The organism is Dehalococcoidales bacterium, from assembly GCA_041652735.1.
In the GTDB taxonomy this organism is placed as follows: Bacteria; Chloroflexota; Dehalococcoidia; order Dehalococcoidales; family RBG-16-60-22; genus RBG-13-51-18.
The window spans coordinates 12,833-29,266 of record JBAZGT010000030.1; the positions used below are offsets into that span (position 1 = coordinate 12,833).

Sequence of the window (16,434 nt, forward strand, 5' to 3'; positions counted from 1 at the left end):
TAACAAAGGAAGACCACAAATAACGTCTGACCGGATACTTAATTGAAATACGGTTTAATAGGTATTACTACTTAGCGAAAAGCATCCAGACGACAATGCTTTTCCGTCGCTTATTTCGCCAATTGCCGGTAAGCTACGGCAAAACGGTCTTCAAGCCACCGGTTTCAGCTCCTTTTTAACGAGACCGGGCATGACCACCACGGTAAAGACCGGCCTTTTCACCTTACGCCATATCTGGGGAAAGTGGGCCGTGCCCGGCGGCACGTAGATGCTGGAGGAGGTGGTGAAAACTATCTTTTCCAGGTCCGGCCCCTCCCCTATCCAGAACTCCACCTCCGCCCCGAGGTCGCGGGGGTCATGGGGGTCGGTCCCTAAAAACATAAAAATTTCCGCGTAGTCGTGCTTGTGTTTATTGACGAAGCTGCCGTCCCCGATAACCATGTCACCGGAGACAATGCCGTACTCGATAATGGAACTCGCTTCCGGCACGAAATCTTTCGAGAAGATGACCATCGGCCCGGTGTCCACCGGCGTGCGCAGCGGGATTTTTTCGCCTTCCGGCACGAACTCCTTATAGTCCGCCGTAATGACAGCCGGTTTACGGGTAACGTACTTTTCATATTTAGACGCAGGCATTTTCATCTCCTTTTTCAATAAGTATCTACCAGGCTCCTGACGCGCAGACGGCGGGAAATATCCTCCAGGGAAAGCGGATTTTCCGTATGAACGGCTATTTTAACGGGGCGGCCGGGACGCAGGTGGAAAAAGCTATCCGAAAAGCGGGCGTCCTCACCTTCAAGCTCCAGCCAGACCCAGAGCGCCGGGGCTTTAGCGGTGAGGGTTACGGTAGTGCTCCCCCCCTTTTCCCGGCGCGCCCGGGCCGTGATGTCCGGCGGCACCATCTCTAAATGCTTGGGGCGGGCAAAGGAGATGAGATTGGACGAGACGACCTTGCCCCGTACCGCCAGCTCCACCCATATAAGGAGGTCGCGGGTGGTGTGGGTTTTTACGAGGTCGGCGAGTTTTAGAACGTGCACGCGGCGGCTCAGGCGCGAGGCGATGACCACCGATTTCTTTCCCCTTAAAAGCGTCCGGCCTTTAACGTCCGTGACCCGCCAGGAGAGAACGCCTGCGGAGCTTTCTAAAAGGTCGCTGGTAATGTAGATATCTATGACGCCTTTTTTAGCATCCTCCAGGCCGGAGACCAGCACCGGGGCGTAAAAGCGGCGGGCCAGATAGTGCAGCGCCTTCCAGCGGTGATGGTAATCTATGGACGACCAGCCGGCGACCGGCCAGCAATCGTTAAGCTGCCAGTAGAGCGCGCCCATGCTGCGCGGCATGATACGCCGCCAGTGCTCGATAGCGTACTGCATACCCACACCCTGGAGCACCTGGCTCAGCCAGAGGGTGCTGTCAAAATCCCTGGGGAGGCGGAACCAGTCCAGCATATAGGTCATGATGGCGGTATTGCCGATATCGCTGCGCTGGTGGTGCTCCATCACATAACTGGTAATATTGCGGTCGGCGGGGGCGGTGTAAGCGTAAACGGTCCTGGGCTCCGGGAAGGACTGGAAACCGAACTCGCTGGCGAAGCGGTGCCGGCTGGTGCGGTACCACTCGAAAGGCTGTTTGCTGTGCCAGACCGCCCAGAGATGGGCGTCACCCCAGCGGTCATCGGCGAATTTCATGCGGTCGCCGTGGGGCACGTGGGGACTGCACGGCCAGTAATCCCGGGCGGGGTTCAGCCGTTTGACGATATCCGGCAGCAGCACATCGAAGAGCTTCGAGTAGTCCTCCCAGCTCATATGGGCAGCGTCCCACTTATCGGCCAGCAGTCCCGTCTCCAGCTCGTTATTGCCGCACCATAAAGCGAGGCAGGCGTGGTGCCGCAGGCGGCGGATATTGTCCTCCGCCTCCCGCCGGACATTTTCCAGGAAAGCGGGGTCGAAGGCCGGGTAAGCAGAGCAGGCGAACATGAAGTCCTGCCAGACGCAGATGCCCAGCTCATCACAGAGGTCGTAGAAAACATCATCCTCGTAAATGCCGCCGCCCCAGACGCGCAGCATGTTCATGTTGACCGCCGCGGCGCTTTGCAGAAGGTCGGCGTAATCCTGACGGGTGAGGCGGGGGGCGAAAGCGTCCGCCGGAATCCAGTTGGCGCCTTTGGCGAAGAAGGGCACGCCGTTGACGGCAAAGCCGAAGGACTCGCCCCATTTATCCTTTTTACGCCAGAGCTTCAGCGTGCGCAGTCCGATGCGTTTGGCGACGCTATCCAGGGTAAAGCCGTCCTTATTCAAGACATTCACCGTCACATTATAAAGCGGCTGCCGACCCATGCCGTTAGGCCACCAGAGGGCGGGTTTTTTAATATTAAAAGTAACGCGCGCCCGCCCCCGCTTGAAGGGGGCGGCGGCTTGCAGTATTTGTTTACCGTGAGATACGGTGACAACAGCGGTAACAGCGTCTTTTCCCAAGGACTCTATGGCGGCGGTGACATCCAGGGCAACGCCGCCGTCTTTAAGTCGCCGCTGGCCGAGGCGCACATCGCCGATGCGGGCGGTATTGAAAGCGATTAGTTTTATAGCACGCCAGATGCCGCAGGTGACCAGCACCGGCCCCCAGTCCCAGCCGTAATTGCACGGCTCTTTGCGCACCCAGCCGCCCCCCGGCACGTCCAGAGGGCCTTTCCAGGCGGGGAGGCGGCGCTCTTTTTCATGTTTTTTAATATAGGGGATGGTGGAGTTGAAACGGACCTGAATCCTGTTTTTGCCCGGCTGGAGCGCGTGTTTAACGTCAAACTCCCAGGTGCGGAACATATTGTCCGTGCGGGCGATTTCTTTAGCGTTGACGGTAATGACGGCGAAGGTATCCAGCCCCTCACAGCGGAGGAGAACCCGCTCATGTTGGAGGAAATCCGCCGGCACCACGAACTCCCGCGTGTAAAGCCAGTCCGTTTCACCTATCCACTGCAGTTCGCTTTCATTATCGCGGTGGAAGGGAGGGGGGATTTTACCGGCGGCCAGAAGGTCGGTATGGACGCAGCCGGGCACGGTCGCCCGGATAAGCTCTTTTTTCCCCGATGGCCGGAGACGCCATTGGCCAGAAAGATCGATAGTCCGCATAAACACCCCCTAAAATCGTCCGCCCTATTTTCCCACTACAGGGCGGGTTGTGCAAATGGGGGCAGACGCGGGCAGTAAACAGACAGGGATTTTATACCGGAAGCGGGGGAGAGGATAATTCATCAATGCGCGGGGAATTTGTCTGACGGTATCATTCCGGCCGCGGCAAGATGGCGGAGATTAATTTCAAGCGACGGCGATTCCATCCCGGGGGCCAGCGGTACCACCTCAACACTAGAAATCCCCGCCCCCGGCATGATGGCCAGGTCCAGGGACAATTGCTCGATTGATGCATAGTCGGCGAGGCAAATGCCGTACCCGGGCGACTGGTTTGAAGGTCCTTTAGCGGCGCCGCTGCTTTCCGGCGCCGGACAATCCTTGTTTTCTACATAGCTCCATTTTGCATTCAGTCTTGAGAACAGCTCCACCGGCGAAAGCGAACCACCCGGCAGAAACCTCACCAGTACCAGACACCACACTAAATCCACACTCCTCAATACTTACTCAGGTAAAAGGAGATAAGGCGGTCAAGGTTTAGCTGGCGTAGCCGCAGTCATCTCCGGCAGCAGAATCGGATTGGGGCGCGAGCGACGGCAGCACGTTATCCAGGCAAGGCGCTTCCGCCACGGCTACTTCCGCCAGGTCTTTTTCATCCTGCCAGCCAGGGCTTTGCCGCATGAGATACATATCTATTTTATCCGGGTATAATTCTCCCATTATTTCCTCCACATATTATTAATACCGGCCGTCATGCGCCCGGCCACCGCCAGCATCATGACCGAACCGTGTATCCGGTTAAAGTATATCGCCAGCACCCGGCCGCTGAGCCCGGCGGTAACCGGCCGGCTGGTATGCCGGTGAAACCCGACGATGGTATCCGGGGTGACCATATCGCCCGTTTTCAGGACGTCTATAGCCGGGTCGACTTCATAACGCTGGTACCGGATGCCGTTCAGCAATGATTGGTATGTAGCCAGGGCTGTGTTCATCTCCGGTCCTTATCTCTCCCGTTTGTCCGCGCTGATGACCGCCAGCATTACCAGCGAGTCATTATTGGGGTTATGGTACATGGTTATAACCTGACCCCGGATGCCGGCCCTGACCGGCTGGCCGGTCTCATGCTCCATGCCGACTACCGTTTCCGGCGTGACTATATCGCCGATAACCACGGCGCATTTCCGCGGGTTCAGGCGGTACTTGCGGTACTGGATATTCTCGGATGAAGATTTTCCTGTTTCGTATTTCATAGTGCTAATCATGGACGGCGGCCATATCTTCCAGGTATTGCGCCGCCAGGTGATGCCCGCCCAGCGCTTCCGGGTGCTCAAATATCAGGTGGAGCAGCGCCTCGGCGGTGGTCAGGTTGGTAGCCAGAGGCACGTCATGCACATCACAAACGCGCAGCAGGGCGGTAATGTCCGGCTCGTGCGGCTGCGCGGTCAGAGGGTCGCGCAGGAATATCAGCGCCTTTACGTCCCCGCTGGCCACCAGCGCGCCTATCTGCTGGTCGCCGCCCTTGGGCCCGCTCTGCATCAAAGTCAGCGGCAGGCCCGTTTCCGCCTCAATCATCTGCCCGGTACTCCGGGTGGCAATCAGGTCAATATCGCTCAACTCCTGACGGTGGGCTTTTACCAGGGATATCATGTCTTTTTTCTTGGCGTTATGGGCAATCAAAGCCAGGGCTATCTTGGCCATTTTCTTTCCTTTCCCGATTCTTTTAACAACCACCAGTCTGCTCAATCTATTTACAGGTTAACAAAGAGAATTTAAGGCCGGGTTAAGAATGTGTTAGGGTCTGATTATATGTTGTTTAAATTTATGTTAAGAAGAAGAGGCGGCCGGAGGCGGGAAGCTGAAATCATAGCCTTTGCCCGCGATGCCTTTAACCCGTACCCCGCCGCCACGGGTATGGCGGGGATATTATTTGAGGCTACCCTTCAAATTTATACCCGAAGCCATGCACGGTGACGAGGCGCCTGGGTTTGACCGGGTCTTCCTCGATTTTACGGCGGAGAGAGAGCACGTGAACGTCAACGGTGCGGGCGGTGCCGCCGTAATCATAGCCCCACACCTTTTCCACCAGCTGTTCCCTATTGAATACCTGCCCCCGGTTGCGCATCAGGTAAGCCAGCAGGTCGAACTCCTTGGGACTGAGCTTGACGGGCGTGCCCTGGTGAAAAACACGGTGCCCGGCGATATCCATTTCCAGGCCGTCCGCTTTGAGCACCGCATGAGACGGCGACTCGGAGGCGGCCGGCGGTTCCGCCCACTGGGAGCGCCGGAACATCGCCCGGATGCGGGCCATCAGCTCCCGGATGCTGAAAGGCTTGGTGATATAGTCGTCGGCGCCCAGCTCCAGCCCCACCACCTTGTCTATTTCCTCGCTCTTGGCGGTGAGTATCAGGATAGGCGCCGATATTTCCTTGCGCAGTATCCGGCACACCTCCAGGCCGTCTATGCCGGGCAGCATGATATCCAGCAGAATGAGGTCCGGCTTTTCCCGCCGCGCTATTTCCAGCGCCTGGATGCCGTCTTCGGCGGTGACCACGGCAAGGCCGTCATTCTCCAGATTGTATTTCAGGACTTCAAGGAGGTTTTTATCATCGTCAACAACCAAAACTTTGCTCATAAATAACCTGCAATTTTTTAGTATTTGGAAGCCCCGATTTCTTCCATTTTGCCGGTGACGGTAAAGACAACCCGCTCACAGATATTGGTAACGCGGTCGGCGCTGCGCTCCAGGTTATGCGCCACCCAGATAAGCTGGGTAGCACGGGTAATGGTCCTGGGGTCTTCCACCATGAAGCTGATAAGTTCCCTGAAGACCTGGTTATAGAGATCATCCACTTCATCGTCCGCCACGGCAATACGCCGCGCGGCGGCGGCGTCATGGCTGATAAAGGCCTGCATGCTTTGCTCCAGCATGGCCACCGTTTTTTCCGCCATGCGCGGCAGATCGATTAACGGCTTCAGGGGCGGTTCGTCGCCGATCATGACCACTATTTTGGCGATGCCCTCCGCGTAATCACCGATTCTTTCAAGCTCGGTGATGATGTTAACCACCGACATGATGATGCGCAGGTCACTGGCGATAGGCTGTTGGGTAGCCAGCAGCTGGATGCACTTGTCCTCTATGTCAAACCTTTTCTTGTTTACCTTTATGTCATCCGCCAGCACCTGCTCCGCCAGCGGCAGGTCTCTTTCCTTGAGCGCCTGCATGGAGCGCATGATAGCCTTTTCCGCCATGCTGCCCATGACCACCACATCGCTCTGAATCTCGCCGAGTTTCTTATGAAATTCGGTCCTGATTTCCATGGGGAAATCCTCCTTATCCTCTTAACCGAAACGCCCGGTGATGTAGTCCTCGGTGCGCTTGTCCCTGGGATTGGTAAAAATCTGGGTGGTACTGCCGTACTCCACCAGGATGCCGGCGCGGTCTTCCTCCATCATGAAAAAGGCGGCCATATCCGATACCCGGGCCGCCTGCTGCATGTTATGGGTGACGATGATGATGGAATAGTCTTTAGCTAAAGTCCGCATCAGGTCTTCTATTTTCAGGGTGGCGATGGGATCCAGCGCGGAGCAGGGCTCGTCCATGAGGATTACCTCCGGCTCCACCGCCAGCACCCGCGCGATGCAGAGACGCTGCTGCTGCCCGCCGGAGAGGGATAAAGCGGACTGCCCCAGCTTTTCTTTCACCTCATCCCAGAGGGCGGCGCGGCGCAGGCTTTTCTCCACTATTTCCTCCAGGTACTTGCGGTTGTTATTACCGTGCTGCCGCGGCCCGAAGGCGATATTATCATAAATGGACATGGGGAAGGGGTTGGGCTTTTGAAAGACCATCCCGACGCGTTTCCTGAGGTCCACCACGTTAATGGACTTATCATAGATAGAGACGCCGTCAAGCTGGAGAACGCCGTCCACCTTGACCCCGCTGATAATGTCATTCATGCGGTTGAGCAGGCGCAGGAAGGATGATTTGCCGCAGCCGGAAGGGCCGATGATGGCCGTGATGGCGCACTGAGGAATCTCCAGTGAAATGCCGCGCAGCGCCTGGAATTTGCCGTAGCGCAGGTTGATATCTTTAGCGCTGACTTTGCCGCAATCACAGGCTTCATTGTATATCGTCATATCAGGCCGTACCTTTCAACCGTTTCTGGAAGCGATAAGCCAGCCAGTTGGTAATGGTATTGATGGCAATTATCGTGATGATCAACACCGCGCCGGTGGCCATGGCCTTATCAAAGGCGCGGGTCTCCGTGGCGAGGTAGTAAACGTGCAGTGATAAACTACGGCCGGGAGACAGCAGCGAAGTGGGCATGCCGTAGTAGTTGCCCAGGGTCACGTACAGGCAGGCGGTCTCCTCGATAGACCGGCCCACGCACAGGATGATAGCGGTAACGATGCCGGGGAGAGCGGTGGGCAACAGCACCTGCGATACCATCTGCCAGCGGGTGCAGCCCATGGCCAAAGCCCCTTCCCTAAAAGTGTAAGGGACGGCCCGGATAGCTTCCTCACAGGTGCGTATCATCGTGGGTAAAAGCAGGCACACCAGCGTTAAAGCCCCGGAAAGAATGGAAAAATTGAGGTGCAAGGCGGTAACCAGCAAGGCAAAACCGAACAGGCCGAAGATAATGGACGGCACCCCCGCCAGCACTTCCACCCCGTACCGGATAAAGCGGGTCAACGCGTTATTGGGCGCGTACTCGGCCAGGTATATGCTGGCGAACAGCCCTATCGGTATCAGGAGAACCATGGTCACCGCCACCAGGTAGAAGGTGCTGACGATGATGGTGGAGATGCCTCCCTCCGCCGAAAGACCGCCCTTGGGCGGCGTGGTAAGGAAGCTCCAGCTCAAACCGGGAAGACCCTGAAACAATACGTACCCGATGACCACCACCAGAATCAGGACGGTTATAGCCCCCCCGCCCCATATCCATATCATGGCCAGGTTCTGGGTTGTTTTAGGCGAGATTCGACGCATGGGAACCTCTCTTTAAAGCAAAAACGGCGATGCTGTTGAGTATAATAATAAAGACAAATAGCACGATGCCCGTGGAAAAAAGGGCGCTTTCATGGATGCCGGAGGCATAGTTCATTTCCAGGGCGATGTTGCCGGTCAAGGTACGCGCCGGGTCTAAAGGCGTCTTGGGAAAGATAATGGCGTTGCCGATAACCATAATCATGGCCATCGTTTCCCCTACCGCCCGGCCCATGCCCAGCACGATGCTGGCACCGATGCCGGAACGCGCCGCCGGCAGCAGCACCCTCCAGATGGTCTGCCAGTGGGTGGAACCCAGCGCCAGGGCACCTTCCTTATAAGAGACCGGCACCGCCCGAATGGCGTCTTCACTGATGCTGATGATGGTGGGCAGCACCATCGCCATCAGGACGATGGAAGCGGCCAGAACGCTGAAGCCGGTACCGCCGATATGGCGGATGGCCGGGATCAGCAGCACCATGCCCACCAGGCCGTAAACGACCGAGGGTATGCCTACCAGCAACTCGACGGAGGGACGGAGGAAGCGGCGGAGCCTGGGCGGGGCTACCTCGGCGAGGAGTATGGCGCAGGCGATGCCCAGCGGCACGGCCATAATCAGCGCGCCGGCGGTCACCACCACCGAGCCGACAATCATGGTAAGGATGCCGAACTGACCCTGGTTAGGCCGCCACACATCGCCGAAAATGAACTTGATAACGCCGATTTCTTTCAGCGCCGGCAGGCCTTCCTTGAAAATAAAGATGGCGATGGCCAGCAGGATAATAAAAGACAGGGTGGCACAGATAAATACCACGTAGCGGGTTATACGGTCGGTTAAATAGCGGGACATAATGCCAACTCCTTATGGACGGGATGGTTGGGTGGGGGCTGCCATCCCGTTCAGCCCCCACCTATATAAAAGGAGGAATTAATTCACCGTGATATAGTCCTGGGCTACGATTGCCTGCCCTTCGGGGCTGAGGAAGAAGTCGATAAACTCTTTCACGATACCGGTGGGCTGGGAACCGGTGAGGAAGAGCAGCGGGCGCACGATGGGGTAAACGCCGCTCTTGGCGTTAGCTACCGTGGCGGCAATGCCTTCCACGCTGAACGCCTTGACCGAGGAATCAAGGTAACCGAAGGAGAGGAAGCCGATGGCATCCGAGTCCCCGGCGACGGTCGTCCTCAGAGCGCCGTTGGAGGGCTGAAGGATAGCGTTGGCCACGATGACCGGGCCGTTCTTGCCCATGACCATTTCTTCAAAGGCGGCCCTGGTGCCGGAACCCTCTTCACGGGCAACGACGTGGATAGTCTTATTAGCGCCGCCGACCTGGCTCCAGTTGGTGATGGCGCCGCTGAAGATGTCTTTTATCTGGGCGACGGTAAGGTTGGTTATGGTCTGGGAAGGATGGGCGATGATAGCGATGCCGTCCTTGGCGAGCACGTGCTCCACGAGACCGCTGGCTATTTCTTCAGCGGTAAGCTCGCGGGAAGCGGCGCCGATATCAGCCGTGCCGTCCTGGGCGGACTTGACGCCCACGCCGGAACCGCCGCCCTGGATGATGACGGTAATATCAGGGTATTTAGCCATGAAAGCGGCGGCCACCTCTTCAGCCAGCGGCTGCACGGTAGTCGAACCCGCTTCAGTGATGGTGCCTTTCATTTCCACGGTGGGGCCGACTGCAATATAGCCTTCGGATTCCACCATGGCCTGTCCCTTATAGCTCAAGCAGTAATCAATGAACTGTTTTACGATGCCGGTGGGCTGGGAACCGGTGAGGAAGAGCAGCGGACGCACGATGGGGTATACACCGCTCTTGGCGTTAGCCACCGTGGCGGCAATGCTTTCCACGCTGAACGCCTTGACCGAGGAATCAAGGTAACCGAAGGAGAGGAAGCCGATGGCATCCGCATCCCCGGCGACGGTCGTCCTCAGAGCGCCGTTGGAGGGCTGAAGGATAGCGTTGGCCACGATGACCGGGCCGTTCTTACCCATGACCATTTCTTCAAAGGCGGCCCTGGTGCCGGAACCCTCTTCACGGGCGACGACGTGGATAGTCTTATTAGCGCCGCCGACCTGGCTCCAGTTGGTGATGGCGCCGCTGAAGATGTCTTTTATCTGGGCGACGGTAAGGTTGGTTATGGTCTGGGAAGGATGGGCGATGATAGCAATGCCGTCCTTGGCCAGGACGAACTCCACAAGACCGCTGGCTATTTCTTCAGCGGTAAGCTCGCGGGAAGCGGCGCCGATATCAGCCGTGCCGTCCTGAGCGGACTTGACGCCCACGCCGGAGCCGCCGCCCTGGATGATGACGGTAATATCAGGATAATCTTCACTGAAAGCAGCCGCCAGTTTTTCCGCCAGGGGCTGTACCGTGGTCGAGCCGGCTTCGGTAATCTGGCCGGAAGGCGTACCGGTGGTAGGGGGTGGGGTAGTAGTCTGCATTGGCGTAGTGGAGGCGGGCGGAGTGGTGGTGGTTGAAGGCGTGGTAGAGGCGGGCTGGTGACTCGCGGTGGTTGTAGGACTTGTATTATTGCATCCGGTAAATGCCAGGACGATGACGAGCAGCATAGATACCGATAATACCAGCCATTTGAATTTTTTCACTTTTTCTCCTTTTTATAATTTAATGATTTATATAATGTTTTCACGTTTGTTACATTTAAGCCTCCCCTGCAAGAATCATTAAAATAATCCATTCAGTTAAAATTATGTATGGTTGAGATTAAGAGGATGTTTTGACTTTGTAAAGTTCCGGTAAAACTTAATTTAAGGTTTTGTTAAGAGCGGGAAAATGCGGAATCGCGGCGGGGTGGGGAGAAATGGCGGGGAAAAATAAAAAGGGCGGATTGGCGTCCGCCCTTAAATATGGATATCCAGGGAGCTAAGTATTACCGGTCTACAGGAATGGGAATATAGTCACTAATATCAGGTCAACGTATCCGGCGCCAGGACATCGCTGCTTTGCCAGAACACCTCGATATTCCTGATAGCAGCAAAAGCCTTGACCACGGCGGGGTCGAACTGGGAGCCCGCTTTGAGTTCCAGCTCCCCCAGGGCAATCCGGTGGCTGGCCGCCCGGCGGTAAGGCCGGTCCGAGGTCATGGCGTCATAGGTATCCGCTACCGAAAGTATCCGCGAGCCAAGGGGAATCCGCGCGCCTTGCAGCCCGTCCGGATAGCCGCGGCCGTCATAGCGTTCATGGTGGTGACGCACCATGAGGGAAAGAGCCTCGTTTTCCATAATCGGCTTGAGGATGCGCTCCCCTACCACGCTGTGCGAGCTGATATGCCGGTATTCGTCTTCAGTCAGCTCTTTATTCTTGTTCAGGACCAGCTCCCGGACGCCGATTTTGCCGATGTCATGCACCAGACCGGCGAACCTGACCTGCTCAACCATGTCCTTGCCCAGCCCCATCTCCACGGCGATGGCGGCGGCCACCCCGGCCACCCGCTGGGAATGACCGCTGGTATAGATATCCTTGGCTTCCAGGGCAAAAACCAGCGAGGTAATGGAGTTGAGCAGATTGTTGCGGATCCTGGCCGTCTGCTCTTTGACCTTCTGCTCCAACTGCTCCCGGTAATGGCGGTTTTCCACCAGCAGGCTTCTTTTTTCCAGGGCGCGCTTGACACTGAGCAGCAGCACCTCCATATCCACCGGTTTCACCAGGTAATCATAAGCGCCGCTCTTCATCATCTTGACCACGGTGCCGACATCCGCCATGGCGGTGACCATGATAACCGCCGTTTCCGGGTAACGCGCGGTAATCTCTTTGAGAGCCTCTTCACCGGACATGCAGGGCATCTTGGAGTCCAGCAGTACCAGGGGGAAGCTGTACTGAGAAAACGCCTGCAAGGCGCTACAGCCGTCACCGAAGGCGGAACAACGGTAGCCGTCCGTCGTCAACATGCGGGACAGAATATCCCGTATGTATTCCTCATCGTCGATTATCATGATGCGTTCTTTTTCAGGTTCCTGCATTTGAGCGCCTCCCAGCAAAACCCGTGCCCGGGTAAATATTACGCGGCTAACACGCCCGGTTAATCATTGCTCAGATAGCCCTCGTTGACGACAATTTTCTGGCCGTCACCGCTCAGGCTGAACTCAATAAAAGCCTTGACGATGCCTTCCGGGGCGTCCTTGGTGAGAAAGTAAAGCGGCCTCACGATGGGATAGAGGTGGGATTTACAGTTGGCCACGGTACATGCCACGCCATCGATAGACAGGGCTTTGGTGGTGTTATCGATATAGCCCAGGGAGAGGTAGCCGATAGCCGAAGGCGTGGTGGAGACCTGCGCCCGGACGGCGCCGTTGGAAGGCTCGAAAAGGGCTTTATCCGTTATCTGGGATTCGCCCATGACCATTTCCTCGAAACAGGCGCGGGTGCCGGAGCCGCCTTCGCGGCTGACAATAGTAATTTCACTATCGCTGCCGCCCAGCTCCCGCCAGTTCTTGATTTCACCGGAGAATATTTTTATCACCTGTTCCCGCGTCAGACCATTCACCGGGTTGTTGGGGTGAACAATAACGGCAATCCCGTCATGGCCGATGAGATGCGTTATCAGTTCCGGCTCTTCCGCTTTAATGTTGCGGGAGGCAGCGCCCAAATCCACCGAGCCCTCCGCCGCTTTCCTGATGCCCTCACTGGAGCCGCCGCCCTGGATGATGATGTTCACATCCGGATTGCGGTTCATGAACTCCTGGGCCAGTTTTTCCGCCACCGGCTGCACCGTGGTGGAGCCGGCTTCATTGATGGTGCCGATAAGCCGGGTTTTCTGGCAGCCGCCGGCGCCCAGTAAACAGACGGCGCCAACCACCAGCACCAGCAACCATCTCAAACAGCTTTTCTTCATCTTGCTCCTTTTAAAATCAGTTCTTCCTGTCCGCCAGGCATTTTTCAATGTTGCTCAGCAGTTCATGGTAGCTGAACGGCTTGTTGAGAAACGGACGGCCCGTGGTCTGGAGGTACTGGTTGGTGGAGGAGGTAACCGTATCCCCGGTGACGAAAATGATCTTGCTGACGTATTCCGGGTGATGGTTCTTAATATATTCGAAGATATCTTTGCCGCTCATGTCCGGCATTTTCATATCCACGATGCAGAGGTCATAGCCGTTCCTGGCGATTTCCGAAAGCCCGGTCCGCCCGTCACCGGCGGCGGTGGTGGTATAGCCCCGGGCGGCCAGGATGCGCTGAATCACTTCCCTGATGCCCGGCTCGTCATCAATAATCAGGATCCGGCCACGGTGCTGTACATCTTCCGGCGGCTCGGTCACCACCATGGATTTTTCTATCGGCAGGGGCGGGGCGGTTTCAGCCACCGGCAGCTCGATGTAGAAGCTGGTGCCCTTGCCTTCGACCGACTCCGCATAAAGCTTCCCGCCATGCTCCGAAATAATACCGTGGCAAATACTCAGTCCCAGGCCGGTGCCCTTGTTGACGTCCTTGGTCGTGAAGAAGGGGTCGAAGATACGGCTCATATTCTCCGGCTTGATGCCGCAGCCGTTATCGCTGATGGTGATGCGCACGAAAGGCAGGCTGGCCGAGGTGCTCACGGTAATGCCGCCTTTGCACCTGACCTCGGCGATGGCATGCTCGGCGTTGATGACGATATTCAAAATCGTCTGCTGAATCTGGTGGTAGTCCGCCATGACCGGCGGCAGGTTTTCCCCCAGGTCCAGCGTCACGGTAATATCGCTGGTCTTGTGCTCGTAAGCGCGCAGCTCCAGCGTCTGTTTAACCAGGTCGTTAATAGAGTGGGCGGACTTGTCCGGCTTGTGCTGGCGGGCAAAGCTCAGGAGGTTCTGCACTATCTTGGCCGCCCGCTGGCTTTCCTTGTATATCTTATCCAGGTCTGCTTTAACGTCCGGCGGCACCGTCCGGTTGGCCGAAAGCAGCTGGGCGTAACCGATGATGCTGGTAAGCGGGTTATTCACTTCATGCGCCACGCCGGAAGCCAGCTCACCTATAGACGCCAGCTTGGAGGTCTGCAAGAGCTGTTCTTCCTGCCGCTTGCGGTCGGTGATATCCGTGGTCACCGAAAGGACGCAATCCACGCCGCCTATTTTCAGCGTTTCCGCGGAATAGAGCATGGTACGGATGGCGCCGGATTTCATGCGGAAGCGGCATTCTTCTTTAAGCACCCGGCCCTTAGTCTTCAGTTTTTTCATGATTGTTTCACGGGCATTGGCTTCATCCCAGCGGTTAATATCAATAACCTTCCGGCCGATGATGTTGTCCCGTGTATAGCCGGTGACGCGGGTATAGGCATCGTTGATTTCAATGTACTTGCCTTCTTCCAGCGTGGTGATGGCCATGCAGTCCGGGCTGGCACGGAAAGCCTTGGAGAACTTTTCCTCCGATTCCCGCAGGGCTTCCTCCACCTTGACCAGTCCGGAAACGTCACGCGCCACCCCCCGGAACCCCACGATGCTGCCGTCACTTTCCAGCATGGGGTAAATAGACATGCCGATATGGCACCTAGAACCGTCACGGTGCGTGGTCTGCCAGGAAAGCCACTTGACCGGCTCGTGTTCCAAACGGATGTGCGTTAGAATCCCGTTAAGGTGGTTGTCAAAAGTCTCGTTAATATAGTCCCGCAGCCGGCGGCCAATCATCTCCTCATGGGAATAGCCGAGGCACTGGCAAAGGGCATCATTTACCACGGTGAATTGTCCCTGCAAGTCCAGCTCAAAATAGCCTTCCTCGATGCTTTCCAGGATGCTGCGGTACCTTTTTTCACTGAGGCGCAGGTCATTCAGCGAGCCTTCCAGCCGCTCCAGCATCTGGTCGATAGTCCCGCTCAAATCCGCGAACTCGTCATGGCCGGGCAGGTTAATGCGGGCGTTGGTGCCCTGGGAAAGGTCTATTTTGCTGACGCGCCAGCGCAGGTAGCTCAGCCGGGAAAGGACCTGTTTTTCCAGTAGCAGCATGATAATGATGGTAAAAATCGCCCCCACGATAATCACGGTGTAGGTAAAATAGTGGGACGTGGTGATGCCCTGGAGGTGTATGGTGCGGGGCTCGTCAACTTTAAGGATAAGGCCGGGATTGCCGTGAATATCATTAAGCAGGGTGTAGCCGGCCACGTAATCGTCGTTCAGGGGGGATACGGCTATCGGCAGGCCGGTATCCAGCTGTACCGCCGCTTTCACGACATCGTCGGGCAGGGTGTTGTCCGTAAACGGATAGATGTTCAGGTGGTAAAGGAAGGTGCTGTCCGCGATGTTTTTAATCCGGGTGGAGTCCAGGTAATGCCCGATAATCAGCGTGCCCTGGTTGGGTCCCCGACCCTGGCTGGTCAATATGGGATAGGAAGCGATAACGGCCGGGCTTTCCGGCAGCATGACGATGCCGGAATAGGTGATGTTATCTTCGCCGGTGTGAAAAACAGGCAACTCGCCGGTAATTTCCTCCTGGCTCAGGCTGGCTTCCAGCGGGACTTCTTTATTACTGCCTACATCAAACCCCTTGCTGTACACCAGCTCGCCGGACTTGTTCAGGAACAGGACGAAATTGATACTGAAATCCGAAAAGAAGCGGTCGTGCAGGGTGGAGTCGATATAGTCCCCGCCCGGGGTCTGGATGAACCGGAAGGTATCATCGCGCCGCGCCAGGTCCCGCGCCACGGAATCGAGTATGGTTATCTGGTCGTAAATAGCGCTCTGGGCGCGCCGGACGTTCTCACGTGTTTTCTGGGCTTCCAGGTTGTTATAGCTGCCGGCGATGATTATCTGGGAAACGGCAAAAATGGCAACAGTCAGGCAAGCGAGTGTGGACAGGATGATCATCAGTGTTTTTTTACGGACTGACAAGGTGTTATCCTCAAGGCACTCAAGCCTTCATTTATATTCAAATCAAGGAGGGCAGGTATGACCTGTAATTTGAATATAACGTCCGCCACAGAAAAAAATTGTAAACGTTATGGTAAGAATAATAAACGAACGATAAACAATATACGTTTGTCTTAGTACAATCCGGGGGTGACGCCGCAATGAAAAAATGGCGAAAGTAATATAGTTCAGACTGGTGTTTAATACTGGGATTAATAAAGTGAAAGACAAAATAAGAGGCAAACGGCGAACGCTACAGGTCTACACTAGCTTTATTATTATGTCCCGGTAATATTGAAGCTACACCCGAATGCAGGCGACCTGGTGGCCGGTGGAGATGGTGCGGAGCTCCGGGACGGACTGGGCGCATTCCGGCATGGCCATGAAGCAGCGGGGGTGGAAGGCGCAGCCCGGCGGGGGGTTAAGGGGGCTGGGCACCTCGCCCTTGAGGATAATGCGCTCCCGGGTCTCCTCCACAAAGGGGTCGGCGATGGGCACGG

At 56.4% G+C, this 16,434-nt stretch carries 17 protein-coding genes; all 17 read right to left on the bottom strand.

Going from position 1 to position 16,434, the window contains the following annotated elements:
* Positions 1-150: 150 nt before the first annotated feature.
* Positions 151-636 carry a hypothetical protein gene (locus WC370_09905; GenBank protein MFA5309779.1) on the bottom strand — a complete coding sequence of 162 codons (486 nt, stop codon included), beginning with the start codon at positions 634-636 and terminating at the stop codon, positions 151-153.
* 14 nt (positions 637-650) lie between these two features.
* On the bottom strand, positions 651-3,122 hold the full coding sequence (locus tag WC370_09910; protein MFA5309780.1) for a glycoside hydrolase family 2 protein: 2,472 nt from the start codon (positions 3,120-3,122) through the stop codon (positions 651-653).
* Positions 3,123-3,244: 122 nt separating this feature from the next.
* Positions 3,245-3,601, bottom strand: coding sequence for a hypothetical protein (locus WC370_09915; protein ID MFA5309781.1), 357 nt, complete (start codon positions 3,599-3,601; stop codon positions 3,245-3,247).
* Between the two features lie 55 nt (positions 3,602-3,656).
* Positions 3,657-3,839 (bottom strand): hypothetical protein, encoded by a 183-nt coding sequence (locus WC370_09920; GenBank protein MFA5309782.1) that lies wholly within the window; start codon positions 3,837-3,839, stop codon positions 3,657-3,659.
* Positions 3,839-4,111 (bottom strand): hypothetical protein, encoded by a 273-nt coding sequence (locus WC370_09925; protein MFA5309783.1) that lies wholly within the window; start codon positions 4,109-4,111, stop codon positions 3,839-3,841. The genes WC370_09920 and WC370_09925 overlap by 1 nt, the downstream gene beginning before the upstream one ends.
* A gap of 9 nt (positions 4,112-4,120) precedes the next feature.
* Positions 4,121-4,369 carry a hypothetical protein gene (locus WC370_09930; protein MFA5309784.1) on the bottom strand — a complete coding sequence of 83 codons (249 nt, stop codon included), beginning with the start codon at positions 4,367-4,369 and terminating at the stop codon, positions 4,121-4,123.
* Between the two features lie 4 nt (positions 4,370-4,373).
* Positions 4,374-4,850, bottom strand: a complete 477-nt coding sequence (locus WC370_09935; GenBank protein MFA5309785.1) for a methylglyoxal synthase — start codon at positions 4,848-4,850, stop codon at positions 4,374-4,376.
* A 202-nt stretch (positions 4,851-5,052) separates the two neighbouring features.
* Positions 5,053-5,751, bottom strand: a complete 699-nt coding sequence (locus WC370_09940; GenBank protein MFA5309786.1) for a response regulator transcription factor — start codon at positions 5,749-5,751, stop codon at positions 5,053-5,055.
* A 17-nt stretch (positions 5,752-5,768) separates the two neighbouring features.
* Positions 5,769-6,437, bottom strand: a complete 669-nt coding sequence (gene phoU / locus WC370_09945; protein ID MFA5309787.1) for a phosphate signaling complex protein PhoU — start codon at positions 6,435-6,437, stop codon at positions 5,769-5,771.
* Positions 6,438-6,458: 21 nt separating this feature from the next.
* The gene (gene pstB, locus WC370_09950; protein ID MFA5309788.1) at positions 6,459-7,253 is read right to left on the bottom strand and encodes a phosphate ABC transporter ATP-binding protein PstB; all 795 of its coding nucleotides are present in this window, start codon (positions 7,251-7,253) and stop codon (positions 6,459-6,461) included.
* A 1-nt stretch (position 7,254) separates the two neighbouring features.
* The gene (gene pstA, locus WC370_09955; protein ID MFA5309789.1) at positions 7,255-8,106 is read right to left on the bottom strand and encodes a phosphate ABC transporter permease PstA; all 852 of its coding nucleotides are present in this window, start codon (positions 8,104-8,106) and stop codon (positions 7,255-7,257) included.
* Positions 8,087-8,953: a phosphate ABC transporter permease subunit PstC gene (gene pstC, locus WC370_09960; GenBank protein ID MFA5309790.1), complete on the bottom strand. Its 867-nt coding sequence runs from the start codon at positions 8,951-8,953 to the stop codon at positions 8,087-8,089. Before pstC ends, pstA begins: the two co-directional genes overlap by 20 nt.
* A gap of 78 nt (positions 8,954-9,031) precedes the next feature.
* Positions 9,032-10,711, bottom strand: coding sequence for a phosphate ABC transporter substrate-binding protein (locus WC370_09965; GenBank protein MFA5309791.1), 1,680 nt, complete (start codon positions 10,709-10,711; stop codon positions 9,032-9,034).
* Positions 10,712-11,032: 321 nt separating this feature from the next.
* Positions 11,033-12,085 carry an HD domain-containing phosphohydrolase gene (locus WC370_09970; protein ID MFA5309792.1) on the bottom strand — a complete coding sequence of 351 codons (1,053 nt, stop codon included), beginning with the start codon at positions 12,083-12,085 and terminating at the stop codon, positions 11,033-11,035.
* Between the two features lie 59 nt (positions 12,086-12,144).
* Positions 12,145-12,957 carry a phosphate ABC transporter substrate-binding protein gene (locus WC370_09975; GenBank protein ID MFA5309793.1) on the bottom strand — a complete coding sequence of 271 codons (813 nt, stop codon included), beginning with the start codon at positions 12,955-12,957 and terminating at the stop codon, positions 12,145-12,147.
* Between the two features lie 16 nt (positions 12,958-12,973).
* Positions 12,974-15,916 (bottom strand): PAS domain S-box protein, encoded by a 2,943-nt coding sequence (locus tag WC370_09980; GenBank protein MFA5309794.1) that lies wholly within the window; start codon positions 15,914-15,916, stop codon positions 12,974-12,976.
* A gap of 318 nt (positions 15,917-16,234) precedes the next feature.
* Positions 16,235-16,434 (bottom strand): oligopeptide/dipeptide ABC transporter ATP-binding protein (locus WC370_09985; protein MFA5309795.1); only part of this gene is annotated, 200 nt, incomplete at its 5' end.